The sequence below is a fragment of the Balneola sp. genome (assembly GCA_003712055.1).
Taxonomy (GTDB): domain Bacteria; phylum Bacteroidota; class Rhodothermia; order Balneolales; family Balneolaceae; genus RHLJ01.
The window spans coordinates 1,037,415-1,053,548 of sequence record RHLJ01000001.1 but is presented as its reverse complement, the minus strand read 5'-3'; the positions used below and the strand labels follow the sequence as shown (position 1 = coordinate 1,053,548).

The following is a 16,134-nucleotide window of genomic DNA, read 5'->3' as shown; positions in this document are numbered from 1 at the left end:
AGGATGTCAGAACAGTTAGATAGCAATGCTTACCTGAATATGGATTTGCTTCGTTTCACTACAGCAGGTAGTGTTGATGATGGTAAGAGTACATTAATTGGTCGTTTACTTTACGATTCAAAATCAATCTTTGAAGATCAGCTAGAAGCAATTGAGGAATCAAGTAAAAACAAAGGGGATGACTATACAAATTTAGCGCTCCTTACAGACGGTCTTTCGGCTGAGCGCGAGCAGGGAATTACAATTGATGTTGCATACAGGTACTTCTCTACTCCAAAAAGAAAGTTTATAATTGCTGATACTCCTGGACATATTCAATATACCAGGAATATGGTAACAGGAGCTTCAACCGCTAATCTGGCAATTATTTTGGTTGATGCCAGGCACGGTGTAATTGAACAGACATGTAGGCATTCATTTATCGCTTCCTTATTAGGGATAAAACATATTGTTTTGTGTGTAAATAAAATGGATCTCGTCGATTATAGTGAGGAAGCATTTGATAAAGTAGTTAGCCAATACAAAGAGTTTTCATCAAAATTGGATGTGCCGGATATTCACTTCATTCCGATCAGTGCACTTTATGGTGATAATGTAGTTGAGAAATCAACTAAAATGGATTGGTACAATGGCCCGACCCTTCTGTATACTCTTGAGAATGTGGAGGTAAATAGTGACTACAATCATGTTGATTCAAGGTTTCCTGTTCAGTGGGTAGTACGACCACAATCAAAAGATTACGTCGATTATAGAGGATATGCGGGGAGAGTAGAAGGAGGAGTGTTTAAGCCTGGCGATGAAGTTATTGCGCTTCCTTCAGGTTTTACTTCTAAGATTAAGTCCATTCATAATCATACTGAAGAAATTGCAGAAGCATATCAACCTATGTCCGTTTCCATTACTTTGGAAGATGATATTGACATTAGTAGAGGTGATATGATCGCTAAAGCGGATAATCAGCCTCAAAATGGACAAGATATTGACTTAATGGTTTGTTGGTTGAATCAGCAACCATTACAGCTTAATGGAAAATATACAATCAAGCATACTACCAAAGATGCTCGCTGTATAGTTAAGGAGATCAAATATAAAGTTGATATTAATACCCTTCACAGAAAGGAAGATGATTTTGAAATTGGATTAAATGATATAGGTAGGATAAAAATCCGCACCACAGCGCCTTTATTATATGATAGCTACAAGAGGAATAGATCTACAGGTAGTCTCATAATTGTAGATGAATTCACAAATGTTACTGTGGGAGCGGGAATGATTATCTAAAAAGAATCAGATATCGTATATACAGAAAAAGCCTGCTCGTATATTACTTGCAGGCTTTTTGCATTTATAGAAAGTAATAATGATTTCTAAACTTCTTCTTGATAATACTCACTATACGTTCGTTTGTAATAAGAGTAATTAGTGTAATAATCAGTACTTCGCTTTGGATCAAATGCATTTAGTACAACTCCTAAAACATCAGCATTAAGGTGATTTAAGCCTTCAAGAGTATACTTTAATTCTCTTTTGGTAGTAACATTGAACCTTGATACCACTACAATTCCATCTACAAGTCTCAATAAGGAAGCAGAATCTGAAATAATACCATAAGGCGCAGTATCTAAGATAATATGATCGTACCGCTCCGAAAGCTTATCAATCAACTGTTTTAATCGCTTACTATCAAGAACAGTAGCAGGTTCAGGAGTCTTTTTACCAACAGTGATTAAATCAACATTTGGAGCAATGGTCTCTCTAGTAATGTCGCTTATCTTAATTGTTTCGAATAACGAATCAGTTAAACCTGGTTCTCTATTTTCACCAAAAATTTTGTGCTGTGTTGGTCTTCGCAAGTCGAGGTCAATTAAAAGAACACTCTTTTCAGCTTCTGAAAAAGTAACAGCTAGGTTAGCAGCTAGTGTGCTTTTCCCTTCCCCCTTAGTTGCACTAGTTACCATGATTACTCGGTGTACTTTATCAGGGTTTGCATAAACCACGTTGATACGAAGTCTTCTATACGCTTCAGAAATTGGGGAAATATGATCTAAAAAGGTAATTAGTTGATTGGATACAGATTTATCATCTATGAATTGTCGTTCATTAGAGTCAAGGCCATCCAATATAGAAAAGTCAGGAATAGTTCCTAAGAGAGGTAATTTGAAATCTTTAATTGAATCTGTTGAAGTTATCTTATCATCAATTAGATTTCTTATAAGTACAAATCCAACAGCCAAAAAACCTCCAAAAAAGAAACCTATGATAGTGATAATTTTTTTTCTCGGCTTTATAGGTTCTAAAGGAACTAGTGCTTTATCAAGTGGGCGTCCCAACCCAAATTGAGTTTTTTCCCATAAACTCATTTCAGCATATTGACTGGAAACTAGTAGAAAAAGCTCTTCATTAATTTTAACATTTCTCTGTAATTTCGCTAATTCTATAATGTCATTTGGAAGTTTTTCGAATTCAAGATTTAGTGACTCATAGTATTCATTTAAGAAATTAAGCTGAGTCTTATATTTTGTTTTTTCTACCTCAAGTTCTATGAGTTTTTCAGAAATTTCAGCTAAGCGTTTCATAACTGATCCATCACCTCTGCTTGCAAAGCTTAAATTTAAAGCTGAATCATTTTCTAAAAGATCATCAGTAACACTTTTAATCCGTAATTTAAATTGATCAATTTGAGATTGAATTCTTATTATTTCAGAGTGTTCATCTGTAATATTAGGGTTTTTGACTTCTAACAATAGCTTTTCAGTCTCTAGTTCTGATAATGCAAATTGATAACGCTCAATAATAGCTCCAAAGGCTTCAGAATATTGATTAGCGAGACCGGGTTTGATCTCATTTAATTGCTGCTGATATTCTTCAAGCGATGAGTTTACTGCTACAAGAGCAATTTCAACCTCTTTACGTTCGACTTCTGCTCCTGAAATATTTACTATCAATTTTTCAGTTTGTGGGTCTACTGCAATGAGTTGGGACTGATCCATAAAAGTCTTAAGAGAGTCTTCGACAACTTCTAATTGTTCTTGAATCTTACTTTTTTCTCCTCTAAGGAAGGTTAGTGCATCAACAGCCATTCTTCTATTTTGATCTGTTGAGATCGATGAATATGTATCCATAGTCATATTTACTATCTCAGAAGCTTCATATGGTGAGGGGCTCTCGAACGAAATTCTTACTAGGTCGGCCTCTGGATCTATTTGTGAGAATGATATGAGGCCTCGAAAACGCATAGCTACCGTATCTACAGATGTGGAAACAGGATTGTCTGGATATGATCTCATAACAATAGGATAAATGTTTCCAGTTTCATCTTTTTGTATCTCTAGTATCTTTTCTGCTAATTGGTAGCTTAGAGAAACACTTCTAAGAATTTGCAATTCATTAGCAATGGTGCTTCCAACTCCTATTCCGTATGTGGTAGTTAATAAATTCGAAAGATCTGATCCTGCATATGAATATCTATTTTTACTTTCACTTATAATTATAGTACCACTACTACTGTAAATTGGAGTAAGTGACAATGAGAAAATCATAGCACCAATTGTAAATACAGAAGTAATCGCTATTATTTTCCATTTGTTTAGGAGAAGAAGATTGGCGAGTTTTAATAGGTCAACTTCCCTTTCTTCTGAGGAAAAATTATTCTCAATATGAGAAGGATTTTTTGGTGTTCCATTTGAACCGTTAAGATGCATCTCTTTTTTCTGACTTTAAAAGGTACAAGATAGAAAAGAATTTGATAAATTTTGCCGATAATATAACATAAGAGGAATAAGTTTTAATGCCTAAAATAGCACTTTTGTCAGATATCCACGGTAATTTGTCGGCTCTAAAAAACTCCATAAGAACACTTGAAAAAAAAAACCCTGATTTATGGCTTTGCTTGGGTGATATAGTAGGCTATGGCCCTTTCCCTTCAGAATGTATTAAACTTGTAAGGGAATTTAATATGGTTTGTGTAAAAGGTAATCATGATGCTGGAGTTACTGGGGATCTAGGATTAAAGCATTTTAGAGATCCAAATAGAAAATTGATTGAATTGACTTCGAAAGAGCTGGAAGTTGACGAACTGAATTGGTTAAAAGGTTTACCTCTTGTGGTTAGAAAAGAAAATTGGATGGCCGTACATTCAAGCCCAGATAACCCTGAAAAGTGGGAATATATAGAGAGCGCTTTCAGAGCGCGTGATTTGCTTAATGAAATTGACGTAGAATTATGCTTTTTAGGGCATACTCATAGACCAGCTCTTGTTTCAAATCAATTGGGAGTATATGAATTTAAAAAAGGGTATAAGTATATGATAAATCCTGGAAGTATAGGGCAGTCTAGAGACGGAGATTATAGAGCTGCATGCTCCTTTATAGATACAGAAAATTTTGAGTATAAAAACTTTAGAATAGAGTTTGATCAGGAAGAAAATTTATCTGCTCTTATGCGAAAAGGATTTTCAAGAGCTGAAGCTCGTCGTTTATTGAGGCTTTAATTTTTATACTAGCTTGATAAGATTAAAGTGTATATTTAAAGTTTAAAAAATTGATCTTACTCAATATCAGATATGAATAGAAAATTCTTACTTTTTTTAGCTGCATTACTTTTATCTATTAATCACTTGGGATATTCTCAAGCTCAACAATTATTTACTTCACAACAATTTCGACTTGGAGATAGGATAATACGAATCGCCGAACCTGGACAGCTTGCCGATTCCATCAATGTTTGGGGAGATATTGGTTCTCCAGGTAGATACTTGGTTCCAAAGGGCACTACCCTACCTAAACTTATTTCATATGGATTTGGTCCGAGTATTTTAAGAGATGGACAAACTGATTTAGATTGGTCAAAAATGCGTGTAGAGGTTCATGTTCAAGAATATGATGCCGAAGAAGGTCGAGACAAAATAGAAAAATTCCGCTATAGGTTTGAGGAGCCTTTTCCAGAAGGTATGCATGATTTTCAGATTGAAAATAACCAAACTATAACGCTTAGAGTAAAACGAAGACCAACTTTTCGAGATTATATAGGAGTAGTAGCACCTGTTATATCTGCAATTGGTACTGCAGTAACTGCTTATGTACTTATTGATAGCAACTATTGATTCAACGGGTGAATAAGTAAGTATGAATATTTTGGTTACTGGAGGAGCAGGTTTTATTGGGTCACATCTAATAGATCGTCTTCTCAAAGAGGGTAGAAATGTCCTAAATGTTGATAATTTTGACCCTTTTTATTCAAAAGAAATTAAGTTAAAAAATATTGAACACCATTTTGGGTATGAGAACTATAGATTTATTGAGTTAGACATTCGAAATAAAGATAAGCTAGACAACTTGATTCCAAACGATACAGACGTAATCATTCATTTAGCTGCAAAGGCAGGTGTCAGGCCCTCAATATTGAATCCAATATCATACCAAGAAGTAAATGTTAAAGGAACGCAAAACTTACTTGAAGTGGCGAGAGATAAAGAGATCAAGCAATTTATTTTTGCATCTTCGAGTTCTGTATATGGCAAAAACCCAAGTGTCCCTTGGTGTGAAGATGATAGAGTATTAGAACCTATTAGTCCTTATGCAAGTACTAAAGTAAGTGGTGAATTGTTGGGACATGTATACAGCCATTTACATGGTATTCGTTTTTTGGCATTACGCTTTTTTACAGTCTATGGGCCACGTCAAAGGCCGGATCTTGCCATTCATAAATTTCTTCGATTGATGAGTGAAGGTGAGGAAATTACATTATATGGAGATGGTTTTACGCGACGAGATTATACTTATATAGATGACATCATTGATGGCATAATGGCTTCAATACAATACAAAGGATCAATGTTTGAATTAATAAATCTTGGTAACAACCAAACTGTAGGGCTTTTGCAATTGATCGATGCAATTGAAACTGCATCAGGAATTGAAGCGAAGAAGGTATTTGGTTCAGAACAACCTGGGGATGTAAAACAAACATGGGCCGACATAAGCAAGGCTGAAAAAATACTAAACTATAAGCCTTCAATATCAATAAAAGAAGGTTTACCTCAATTTGTTGAATGGTACAAATCTGTTAGAGAATGATAGGTCCAATAGATAGTACTACATTTTTCTTGATAGATAATTTAGAATCTTCATGTTACTGAAGAAACTTTGGAATTCTCCCACGGTCACACAGTACGGGAAATACATTTCTACTCTTGGAAGTGCGGTTATTCTCTTGCCTATTATTTTATCAAAATTTCAATCTACAGATATTGCTATCTGGTTATTGATATCTACCGTAACTACGTTTTCAAGTATTTTATCTTCAAGGTTGCAAATCACATTTATGAGGGTAGTTTCTTTTGCGTTTGCAGGTGCAAAAGATTATAAGCCAATAGTCGATTATGGAAAAAAAAGGGGGGACGGTAAACCAAATTGGCTCGGTATTCAAGATATATTCATCACCCTAAGTAAAACCTTTTTTTATGTAGCTTTGGTCAGTACAATTATAGTTGTTATTGGTCTTTCTTTTGGTGTAAACAATTTAGTAGAAAGTTATACCCGTGAATATATTTTTATAACGCTGATAGTTGCTATATCAACTTTATTTACTGAAAATTTCATTAAGTACAATATATTCTTGATGGGCTTTAATGAAGTTGCATTGGTAAACAGATGGAATACTTTATTTGGTGTAATAAGTATAGCGGGAGCCTTAACAATTGTTAGTATTGGAGGAGGTTTACTGGAGCTTGTTGTATGGCAGAGGCTAATTCCCATGATCTCAGCACTAAGAGATAACTGGCTTTTTAATAATTATCTTAAGGAAAGAGACATACAGAAAGAAGGAAACTTTGATAAAGAAATTCTATATGCAGTCAAAGAACCTCTCTGGAAAGGGTTGGTAGCACATGCTTCCCAGATGGGAATGGTTCAGTTTAGTGGAGTGATTTTTACAGCCTATGGGGATCCAGCCGTTGTAGCTGCATACCTTTTTTCTCTAAGAATACTTACGATCTTAGCCCAGTTTGCCCAAGTACCTTTTAGTAGTAAAAATCCTTACTACTCACAACTTCGATCTGAAGGAAATACCTTGACACTCGCTAAAGTATTTCAAAATCGGATAGTTATTTCTTTAGCTACATATACCGTTGGAGTGGTCACAATACTATTAGTCAATGAGTTTATACTTGAGTTAATAGGCTCAAATATTTCGTTCGTAAGTAATGAAACCTGGCTTCTTATGGGCCTATTTTATGGAGTAGAAAGGGCGAATATTTTATATCAGGCTATTTTGGCATCGGCTAATCACGTAGTATTATACATTGAGCAAATAATTGCTGCTATAATTTCTTTAGTAGGATTGCTAATATTTGTCGGAACTTATGGTATAGTTGGGATAATTTTAGCTTTGTTTTTACCAAGGACTATTTTATTCAATGTAAGAGCATTGAAATATGCTGCAGATTCGCTGCATCAAAATTTGATATCTTTTGGTTGGAGGACATTTTCTCCAATCCTAATACTATTATTAGTGTATATAGTAATCCTCTTATGATTAAAAAAACTATAGCAAAAATTATTGAGTATCTAATACCCGAACAGATTCACTTATACCTCGCAAAAAAGGAAGAAGTCAAAAGAATTCTGACTTTACGTCAAAATTCAAAAAAAGATGAATGGCTAAGTGAAAATAAAGATAAACACAAAGGAGAGAGATGTTTCATTCTAGCAACGGGCCCAAGTTTAAATAAAGTGGATCTATCAAGAATTGAGAAAGAATACACAATCGGAGTGAATAGCATATATAAAATTGCAAACGAAATAAATTTAGACTATTACATATATGTGTCCAATTGGTATTGGAAAAATCATGTAGACGGAATAAAAAACCTAAAATGTGATCGTAAGTTTTTGCCAGTTGAATTACAAGAGAACTTAGAATCAGAGGTACCAACAAGCTGGATAAATGTACTAAGACCAAAATATAACAGTAGATTTGGGTATCCACTTAAAGTACCATCATTCTTTTCAAAACAGCCGGATGAGTTTTTTACCGCAGGTGGTACAGTAATTTTCTTAGCGCTTCAGTTAGCACATTACCTTGGATTTAAAGAAGCAGTTATTTTAGGGTTAGATCATACCTATAAAAAGGATGATTACAAAAAGAAGCAACGAGGTGGTTACATTTATGATACCTCAAAAATCAAAGATGCACATTTTGATAAAGATTATGCGCCAGAAGGTATTTCAGTACCAATTGATTTAGAAGCAATGGAAAATGCGTATATAATGGCTCATAATATATTCAAAGAATCCGGACGGAAAGTCTTAAACGCCTCACCGGGAACAATGCTAGAAGTTTTTCCTAAAGTAGGCTATAACAAGTTATTTTAATGACACAGTTAAGTATAAAACAGTACGATCTGATCCTGTTCGATCATGACGGTGTAGTTTTAGATAGTAACTGGATTAAGTATGACAATATTAAAAAAGTCACTGCTCCATACATCCAAAACTCACAGGAGCAGGGTGAATTTCTAGATTATTTTATTGGAAATAGTGGTGTTCCGAGAGAAGAGAAACTACTTAAGTACTTTAAAGAGTCTGATTTTGAGGACATTATGCGAGCTTATAATGAACTTAATCTGCAGACACTAAAGGGAGCAGGTATTGTCCCGGGTCTTGAGAATCTTCTTACATTTATTCAAGATAAGAACGTACCTATGAGGATCGTCTCTGGGGGGGATGAAGCTGAAGTAAAAGAAGTTATGGATCACAAGAAATTGAGCACTTATTTCACGCATATTCATGGAGGTCCCAAGTCTAAAAAATATCATTTACTTAAAATGAATCTTCCTAAAAATGTCCTATTTTTCGGGGATAGTAAAAAAGACTATGAAGTAGCCACTGAATTCGGGTTGGATTTTATCTTTATCTATGGATTTACAGCAATGAGTGATTGGGGAAATTTTTTTTGCTCAATGAATGATGTCTTGCTTATAAAAGACTATACAGATTTACAAATAAACTAATGACTATTCTATGATTCGAATTGGAATAAACGGCATAGGCCGTATTGGTAAGGCCATTTTTCGCAATAATTTAAAAAACAACTTCTTTGATGTAGTTGCGATTAATGACATTAATCCTGATATAAACAATATTGCATATCAGATTAATTATGATACACTTTATGGTAAGTTAGATGATAAATACCATGTGGAAGGTGAAAACCTTGTTAGTGTCCATAATACAATTAAGGTGTTCAACAATCCTCACATTGATGACGTTCCATGGGAAGAAGTGGGTGTTGACTTTGTGATTGATGCTTCAGGCGTGTTAGATAATGTTATAAGGGCAAAAAATGCGATTAAAAAAAATAAATTAAAGAAAGTGATTGTAACTCATTCCCCAAAGGAAGTAGACTTTACTATGGTTCTAGGGGCAAATGAGGAAAAATTTGACGCTGACAAACATCAGGTTATTTCATCAAGTATCTGTGACGCTACGGCCCTGGGACCGGTTGTAAGAATTATTAAAGATAATTTTGGTATTAATTCAGGGTGGGTAACAACATTACACCCTTGGTTAAACTATCAAAATTTAATGGATGGATCCGCTAGTTCGTGGTCTGTTCCTGGTGAAATTTATCACCACTATGCACTTGGTCGATCTTCAATTGGTAATATTATACCAAAGCCAACCTCAGCGATGAATGCAACGTGTAAGGTTGTCGATGAAATAACAGAAGATAAAATTGGAGTTTTTTCTTATCGGACTCCTCATGCTATTGTTGGTAGTGCAGATCTAACGCTAAATCTCTCTAAAGAAACTACAAAACGCGATGTAATTCGTGCATTTGAGAAAGTTGAAAAACAGCAATTATGGCCTATTATTCACAATAATCTGGAACCACTGGTCTCTCTAGATTTTATGGGAACCAGCTATTCAGCAGTTGTAGATCACAGATGGACAGATTTGGTTCAAGGAAAGGCATTGAAGTTAGTTCTCTGGTATGATAATGAATGGGGCTATTCTTCGAGGGTGATCGACCAAATTAAATTTATTGAATCAAAACTATGAACAATAAAATTGTAGCTGTTATACCAGTAAAAGAGAAATCTGATCGGGTAGAAAGTAAAAATTTTAAGCCGTTTATTGATGGAAAAAGCCTTTTCGAACGCAAATTAGACCAGCTAATAGAATCAAATTCATTTGATGAAATATTTATATCTAGTAATTCAGAAACAGCTAAGAAATTAGCTAAGGAACGAGGGGTTCAATACATCGACAGATCAGACGATTTTTGCAATAACATCGTACCATGGAGCGATGTTATTCATGAAGTAGTAAGTTCACTACCTGTTTCAGATGTAACCTCTGTGGCATGGTGTCATACGACTTCTCCATTTTTCTCAAATTTTGCAGATGCTGTGAATACCTATAAAGAGCTTGGGGACGAGTATAATGGCTTGGTTGCTGTAACTCGCTTCAATGGTTTTATCGTTAATGAAAAATGCCAGCCTTTGAACTATTCATGGGGAGTTTGGCATAAATATTCTCAATTTCTCGATAAGTTATTTTCGATCTCTGGAGCACTATTTATTGCCAAGAAAATGGAAATGTTGAAAAACAGATATGTCATTTCAACGAATCCATTATTGTATGAGACCGATGAACTTGAAGCCATAGACATCGATACCCCATTCGATTTTGAAATGGCGAAACTCATCCATAAAAATAGAGATAAACTACGGATCAATGTTTAGAGAAAATTTCCTTAAAAAAAAGCTGGAAGCTGGCGAATTTGTTCTGGGTACCTGGGCAATAATACCGTCCGTTATTACAGTTGATATTATGGCATCTGCTGGTCTGGACTTCATTATAATTGACGCTGAGCATGGACCTATTTCATTTGAAACAGCACAAAATATGGTGATAGCTTGTGAGTCCAGAGGAGTATCTCCAGTCATGAGAGTTGGGACAATTGACGAGTCGGATATTTTAAAAGCATTAGATATTGGAGTTCATGCAATTCAAGTTCCCAATGTGAAATCCAAAGAAGATATCGAGCAATTGATCCACTACTCGAAATATCCTCCAAATGGAAATCGTGGCTTTTCACCATTTACAAGAGCAGGTAATTATAACATCGAAAATTCTACTAAAATGTCTGTTGTGGGTAACGAAAACACACTTGTTGCAGTAAACATAGAAGGAAAAGAAGCTATCGATGAAATAGACAGAATACTTGAGATTGAAGACTTAGATATCCTATTTATTGGACTCTTTGACTTATCAAAGTCTTTGGGCATTCCAGGACAGGTTGACGATCCAAAAGTGATCAACTACCTAAAAGAGCTCAATACAAAAATTACCAAAGCCGGTAAATACACAGGAACCATTACAACTTCTGAAGAGAAAGTGATCCAATTCAAGAAGCTAGGGATCAAGTATATTGTCCACTTAGTCGATTGCGATATGCTAAGAAATAGCTATGCTGAAGTAAAAGATACTTTTGATAACGTTTAAGGGGTAGTTGTGTCTAAGATAGCTATAACAGACTATTTCGATAATGCCGATTTTGAATCTGAAATTCTTGGTGATCTGGTCGGAATGGAGATCGGTGAGGATACCGAAGTTTTATTGGTGTGGCATACTCATGTTAATGAAAACTTCGTAAAGGATTTGCCAAACTTAAAAGGTGTTCAGCGTTATGGAGTAGGCTATGATACACTTGATTTAGACTATCTAAAATCAAAAGGTATTATATGCTGTAATAATCCTGATTATGGGACTGATGAAGTTGCTGACACAGCTATTGCAATGATAATGAACATTGCTCGAGGTGTTTATAAATACAATCATGACGCCAGAAAGTATTATGATAGCTGGCAAGAAAATGTGGATACCACAATCAAAAGAAACAGTGAAACCATCGTAGGCATTATAGGGGCTGGTAGGATTGGTGGAAGCGTTCTTTTAAAATGTAATGCGTTAAGATTTAATACAGTTTTCTACGACCCTTTCAAAGAAAGAGGATATGAAAAAATGATCAATGGACACAGAGTTGATTCAATAGAGGAAGTTCTTGAACAGTCTGATATTATATCTTTGCATACACCACTGAATAATGATACTAAGGGATTGGTAAACAGTGAATTTATTCACAAAATGAAGGATGGAGCCTCATTGGTAAACACAGCTAGAGGTGGTCTTTTTTCTGATTTGGATTTATTGTTCGATGCTCTTAAATCAAACAAACTATCTCAAATTGGGATTGATGTTCTAGAATATGAGCCACCAATGTCGAATAAATTAATCGACGCCTGGAGAAACTCTGAGGACTGGTTGGAAGGAAGATTAATTATAAATCCTCACACTTCTTATTACTCCCAATCTTCATATAGAGAGTTAAGGTTGAATGCTGCAAAAAATGCAATGCGCATTTTAAATAATGAAACTCCTTTCAATATAATTTAGATCTAAAGCATGTCTATGAATCAAGTAGGAATATTAGGTTTCGGAAAAATGGGGCAAATAAGAGCCGAAACTATCGAGAACACAAAAAAAGCAGTAGTAAAATCTGTCTATGAATATTCTGACCAGATTAAAATTGAAGATTATAATAAGGTAGAATCGCCAGATGAAATATTCAGTGATACAGAAATTGATATCATTTTTGTCTGTACACCAAATTTTCTGAATAAAGAATACACTATTAAAGGACTAGAAGCTGGTAAGCACGTTTTCTGCGAGAAACCACCAGCATTTACAGCAGATGATGTGCAGGAAATTATTGAGGTTGAAAAAAGAACAGGCAAAAAGCTAATGTACGGATTCAACCATCGCCATCATTCAAGTATAAAACATATGAAAGGATTGATTAAGTCCAACGAATATGGAAAGATTCTATGGATGAGAGGTAGATACGGTAAATCTGTAGATGAATCTTTCTTCAAAGGATGGAGAGCAAAAAGAGAATTAGCAGGTGGTGGTATTTTTATTGATCAGGGTATCCATATGTTGGATTTGTTTCTACATTTTGCAAAGGATTTCGATGAAATTCATGCGATTGTTTCTGATCTATATTGGGGCTTGGATATTGAAGACAATGTTTTCGCTATGTTTAAAAATACAGAAACCGGTATTGCAGCCTCACTTCACTCTACAATGACACAATGGAGACATCTGTTCTCAATCGAAGTATTCCTGGAAAAAGGCTATATGGTTTTAAATGGTCTAAAAACATCATCTGGAACTTATGGCGATGAAGTTTTATCTATTGCCAAAAACAGGTCAACTGCACCTGCAGCAACCTGGGAAGATGAAGAAAGAATTACATTTCATACGAACTCATCCTGGAGATCAGAAATTGATCACTTCATGGAATGTATTACTGAAGACAAAGCGGTTTCAGTTGGAAGCTCAAATGATGCGCTTAAATTGATGAAAATAATTGACAAAGTTTACGAAAACGCAAAATAAAATGACAGATAAGGAATTTTTAGAAGATTATTTTAATAGATACGAAAAGGTTCTATTTCAGACGGATGTAACCTCTGAACTTACTGCGACCAAAGAACTCTTTCAGAAAATCAAAAATGGCAGAAAGAAAGTAATGTTTGCAGGCAATGGCGCAAGTGCAACCATTGCCAGTCATGCCGCGTTAGATTTTACAAAGCAGGCGAAAGTTCAGGGTTTATGTTTCAATGAAGACGCATTAATCACAGCTTTTGCAAATGATTTTGGTTACGAAAATTGGGTTGCCAGAGCAATTGAACATTATTATCAAGAAGGCGACGCAGTGGTGCTAATTAGTTCAAGTGGTAGTTCAAAAAACATTGTGAATGCAGCCAAAACAGCAAAAGAATTGGGCATAAAGGTAATAACCTTTAGCGGTTTCGGACCAGATAATACTCTTAAATCTTTGGGTGATATTAATTTCTGGGTTGAGAGTAAAGCGTATAATATTATTGAGCATGCTCATTCTATTTGGCTTCTTGCAGTCGTTGACATGATACTAGGGAAAGCTGAGTATAGTGTCTCATAACTAATTCTTTTTCAAATGAAGATTTTAGCAATGATTCCTGCTCGTTTGGGTAGCCAAAGATTAAAACAGAAAAATCTCAGGAGTATTAATGGGAAAACATTACTTCAGTTAGCCATTGAAAAGTGTAAAAATACCAAAGTATTTGATGAAGTTTGGGTCAATTCTGAAAGTGAGATAATTGGAAATGTCGCTCTTGAGAATGGTGCAAAATTTCATAAAAGACCGGAAGAACTTGCTAATAATAGTGCAACGAGTGAAGATTTTATCTATGAATTTTTAAAATCCAACGACTGCACACATGTTGTGCAGGTTCATTCTATAGCACCTTTATTATCACAAAAAGATATCATCGACTTTGTAGAGAAGATGATGGTTTCAAAAGCAAATGTATTTTTAAGCTACGAGCCAATTCAGATTGAGTGTGCATACAAAAATACTCCAATTAATTTTACCTTTGACGAAAAGACAAATAGCCAGGATCTGGATCTGATACAACGTATCTCCTGGTCAATTACCGGATGGCTCAAGGATGAGTATATAACCAATTATGAGATTGGTAAATGTGCATCATATGCTGGAGATGTCGATTTTATACCAATTAGTAAATTAGCAAGTCATGTAATCAAAGTAGAAGAAGATCTAAAAATAGCACAAGCTCTTTATGATTTGGTAGTGGAAAACGGAGGATAAGTGAAGATTTTTTTATCACATAGTTTAAATAATAATACTCCAACCTATGGAAATAGATCCAGAGTATCAGTTTCCAAAATAAAATCAATTAAAGAAGGTAGCACGGTTAACGAGAGTACAATTAATCTGCCTCTACATTGCGGTACTCATATTGATTTTCCCCATCACTTCTTTTCAGAAAAAATTACTCAGGAGAATTATGAAGCCGATTTTTGGTTCTTTAACAAACCAATCATTATTGAAGTTGAACAATCTGAATTAATCATTGACGAGAAAATAATTGATCAACTAAAACAAGTGAAAGACAAAGCTTCTTTTGATATTCTTCTAGTTAAAACCGGTGCGACAGCATTTAGATCTGAATCCAGATATTGGGAATATAATTATGGGCTTTCACCAAATGTAGCCGATTACCTTAAAGAAGAATTTACTTCAATACGTGTTGTTGGAATGGACTTTATTTCGCTATCAAGTTACCAACATTCAGATGCTGGAAAAGCAGCGCATTATCATTTCTTAGATCCTAAATCACCTATTCTTGTCATTGAAGACATGGATTTAACTAAAGTAGATGCAAATACAACTCTAAGGGAAGTAATTGTTTGTCCATTACGAATTGATGGAACCGATGGTGTGCCTGTAACTTGTTTTGGTATAACAGAGGATTAAAATGAATTATAAACAAGAGTTTGAAGACGCAAAACAAATAGCTATTAAAGCAGGTGAAAGATTAATAAAAGAGAAAAATTTAGAAGTTCTTTCAAGCCAGGGTAAAGACACAAAAGCAAAAGCAGATATTGAGACAGAAAAATTTATTCTGAATGAAATAAAACGTGTTTCAGATTTTCCATTATTAAGTGAGGAATCATACCAGAATTATAATAATGTAAAAGATGTGCCTTACTGGATTATTGATCCAATTGATGGTACACTTAATTATACGAGAACAATACATCTGTCTTGTGTCTCGATAGCCTTATGGGTAAATAATTCGCCAATTTTTGGAGTCATTTATGATTTCAATAGAAGCGAGTTAATTTACGGGTATGTAGATGCTGGAGCATGGTTAAATGATATCCAACTAAAAGCACCTATCTCGCGCCCGAAATCTGAATCCATATTAGGTACTGGAATTTCTACATATATCGATCTCGATAACGATACAGACTCTTTACAAGAATTTGTCCAAAAAATTACAAGCTATAAAAAAGTAAGATTACTTGGATCAGCTGCATTATCAGTGGCCTATGTAGCACTTGATAGATTCGATGCTTACATGGAAAAAGATATCAAGTTATGGGATGTAGCTGGAGGGATTTCAATTATACATTCGTTAGGAATTAAGTACGAAATGCAGGAAGTATCTGATTTCGGATACGATGTATTTGTATATAACCACACATAAATGACTAA

17 protein-coding genes are annotated in these 16,134 nt (G+C 34.8%); 16 read left to right on the top strand and 1 reads right to left on the bottom strand.

The features are described 5' to 3' along the window. Positions 1-3: 3 nt before the first annotated feature. The gene (gene cysN / locus ED557_04700) at positions 4-1,281 is read left to right on the top strand and encodes a sulfate adenylyltransferase subunit CysN (GenBank protein RNC86075.1); all 1,278 of its coding nucleotides are present in this window, start codon (positions 4-6) and stop codon (positions 1,279-1,281) included. A gap of 86 nt (positions 1,282-1,367) precedes the next feature. Here cysN and ED557_04695 read toward each other — a convergent pair whose 3' ends face one another. Then, on the bottom strand, positions 1,368-3,701 hold the full coding sequence (locus tag ED557_04695; protein ID RNC86074.1) for a polysaccharide biosynthesis tyrosine autokinase: 2,334 nt from the start codon (positions 3,699-3,701) through the stop codon (positions 1,368-1,370). Between the two features lie 86 nt (positions 3,702-3,787). Here ED557_04695 and ED557_04690 point away from each other — a divergent pair, with 86 nt between their 5' ends. From ED557_04690 to ED557_04620, 15 genes are all read left to right on the top strand, one after another. Further along, the gene (locus ED557_04690; protein ID RNC86073.1) at positions 3,788-4,489 is read left to right on the top strand and encodes a hypothetical protein; all 702 of its coding nucleotides are present in this window, start codon (positions 3,788-3,790) and stop codon (positions 4,487-4,489) included. Between the two features lie 72 nt (positions 4,490-4,561). Continuing rightward, positions 4,562-5,101, top strand: coding sequence for a hypothetical protein (locus tag ED557_04685; GenBank protein ID RNC86072.1), 540 nt, complete (start codon positions 4,562-4,564; stop codon positions 5,099-5,101). Positions 5,102-5,123: 22 nt separating this feature from the next. After that, positions 5,124-6,074: an NAD-dependent epimerase/dehydratase family protein gene (locus ED557_04680; protein ID RNC86071.1), complete on the top strand. Its 951-nt coding sequence runs from the start codon at positions 5,124-5,126 to the stop codon at positions 6,072-6,074. A gap of 52 nt (positions 6,075-6,126) precedes the next feature. After that, positions 6,127-7,533, top strand: a complete 1,407-nt coding sequence (locus ED557_04675; protein ID RNC86070.1) for a hypothetical protein — start codon at positions 6,127-6,129, stop codon at positions 7,531-7,533. Next, the gene (locus tag ED557_04670) at positions 7,530-8,372 is read left to right on the top strand and encodes a DUF115 domain-containing protein (GenBank protein ID RNC86069.1); all 843 of its coding nucleotides are present in this window, start codon (positions 7,530-7,532) and stop codon (positions 8,370-8,372) included. The genes ED557_04675 and ED557_04670 overlap by 4 nt, the downstream gene beginning before the upstream one ends. Continuing rightward, positions 8,372-9,010 carry an HAD family hydrolase gene (locus ED557_04665; protein RNC86068.1) on the top strand — a complete coding sequence of 213 codons (639 nt, stop codon included), beginning with the start codon at positions 8,372-8,374 and terminating at the stop codon, positions 9,008-9,010. Before ED557_04670 ends, ED557_04665 begins: the two co-directional genes overlap by 1 nt. A 10-nt stretch (positions 9,011-9,020) precedes the next feature. After that, positions 9,021-10,061, top strand: coding sequence for an aldehyde dehydrogenase (locus ED557_04660; GenBank protein ID RNC86067.1), 1,041 nt, complete (start codon positions 9,021-9,023; stop codon positions 10,059-10,061). Next, positions 10,058-10,747 carry a hypothetical protein gene (locus ED557_04655; GenBank protein ID RNC86066.1) on the top strand — a complete coding sequence of 230 codons (690 nt, stop codon included), beginning with the start codon at positions 10,058-10,060 and terminating at the stop codon, positions 10,745-10,747. Before ED557_04660 ends, ED557_04655 begins: the two co-directional genes overlap by 4 nt. Beyond that, complete coding sequence (locus ED557_04650; GenBank protein RNC86065.1) at positions 10,740-11,510, top strand: aldolase; 771 nt, start codon at positions 10,740-10,742, stop codon at positions 11,508-11,510. Before ED557_04655 ends, ED557_04650 begins: the two co-directional genes overlap by 8 nt. A 9-nt stretch (positions 11,511-11,519) precedes the next feature. Further along, on the top strand, positions 11,520-12,461 hold the full coding sequence (locus tag ED557_04645) for a hypothetical protein (GenBank protein RNC86064.1): 942 nt from the start codon (positions 11,520-11,522) through the stop codon (positions 12,459-12,461). A 15-nt stretch (positions 12,462-12,476) separates the two neighbouring features. Then, positions 12,477-13,466: a gfo/Idh/MocA family oxidoreductase gene (locus tag ED557_04640; protein ID RNC86172.1), complete on the top strand. Its 990-nt coding sequence runs from the start codon at positions 12,477-12,479 to the stop codon at positions 13,464-13,466. A 1-nt stretch (position 13,467) separates the two neighbouring features. Continuing rightward, positions 13,468-14,031, top strand: a complete 564-nt coding sequence (locus ED557_04635) for an SIS domain-containing protein (GenBank protein ID RNC86063.1) — start codon at positions 13,468-13,470, stop codon at positions 14,029-14,031. A 15-nt stretch (positions 14,032-14,046) separates the two neighbouring features. Next, on the top strand, positions 14,047-14,721 hold the full coding sequence (locus ED557_04630) for a cytidyltransferase (GenBank protein ID RNC86062.1): 675 nt from the start codon (positions 14,047-14,049) through the stop codon (positions 14,719-14,721). After that, positions 14,722-15,390: a cyclase gene (locus ED557_04625; protein ID RNC86061.1), complete on the top strand. Its 669-nt coding sequence runs from the start codon at positions 14,722-14,724 to the stop codon at positions 15,388-15,390. 1 nt (position 15,391) lies between these two features. Next, positions 15,392-16,126, top strand: coding sequence for an inositol monophosphatase (locus tag ED557_04620; protein RNC86060.1), 735 nt, complete (start codon positions 15,392-15,394; stop codon positions 16,124-16,126). The last annotated feature ends 8 nt before the right edge of the window (positions 16,127-16,134 follow it).

Bases quoted from the DNA above. Each gene is read 5' to 3' on its own strand.
- cysN (RNC86075.1), top strand. From the start codon at position 4: ATGTCAGAACAGTTAGATAGCAATGCTTACCTGAATATGGATTTGCTT.
- ED557_04695 (RNC86074.1), bottom strand. From the start codon at position 3,701: ATGCATCTTAACGGTTCAAATGGAACACCAAAAAATCCTTCTCATATT.
- ED557_04690 (RNC86073.1), top strand. From the start codon at position 3,788: ATGCCTAAAATAGCACTTTTGTCAGATATCCACGGTAATTTGTCGGCT.
- ED557_04685 (RNC86072.1), top strand. From the start codon at position 4,562: ATGAATAGAAAATTCTTACTTTTTTTAGCTGCATTACTTTTATCTATT.
- ED557_04680 (RNC86071.1), top strand. From the start codon at position 5,124: ATGAATATTTTGGTTACTGGAGGAGCAGGTTTTATTGGGTCACATCTA.
- ED557_04675 (RNC86070.1), top strand. From the start codon at position 6,127: ATGTTACTGAAGAAACTTTGGAATTCTCCCACGGTCACACAGTACGGG.
- ED557_04670 (RNC86069.1), top strand. From the start codon at position 7,530: ATGATTAAAAAAACTATAGCAAAAATTATTGAGTATCTAATACCCGAA.
- ED557_04665 (RNC86068.1), top strand. From the start codon at position 8,372: ATGACACAGTTAAGTATAAAACAGTACGATCTGATCCTGTTCGATCAT.
- ED557_04660 (RNC86067.1), top strand. From the start codon at position 9,021: ATGATTCGAATTGGAATAAACGGCATAGGCCGTATTGGTAAGGCCATT.
- ED557_04655 (RNC86066.1), top strand. From the start codon at position 10,058: ATGAACAATAAAATTGTAGCTGTTATACCAGTAAAAGAGAAATCTGAT.
- ED557_04650 (RNC86065.1), top strand. From the start codon at position 10,740: ATGTTTAGAGAAAATTTCCTTAAAAAAAAGCTGGAAGCTGGCGAATTT.
- ED557_04640 (RNC86172.1), top strand. From the start codon at position 12,477: ATGAATCAAGTAGGAATATTAGGTTTCGGAAAAATGGGGCAAATAAGA.
- ED557_04635 (RNC86063.1), top strand. From the start codon at position 13,468: ATGACAGATAAGGAATTTTTAGAAGATTATTTTAATAGATACGAAAAG.
- ED557_04630 (RNC86062.1), top strand. From the start codon at position 14,047: ATGAAGATTTTAGCAATGATTCCTGCTCGTTTGGGTAGCCAAAGATTA.
- ED557_04620 (RNC86060.1), top strand. From the start codon at position 15,392: ATGAATTATAAACAAGAGTTTGAAGACGCAAAACAAATAGCTATTAAA.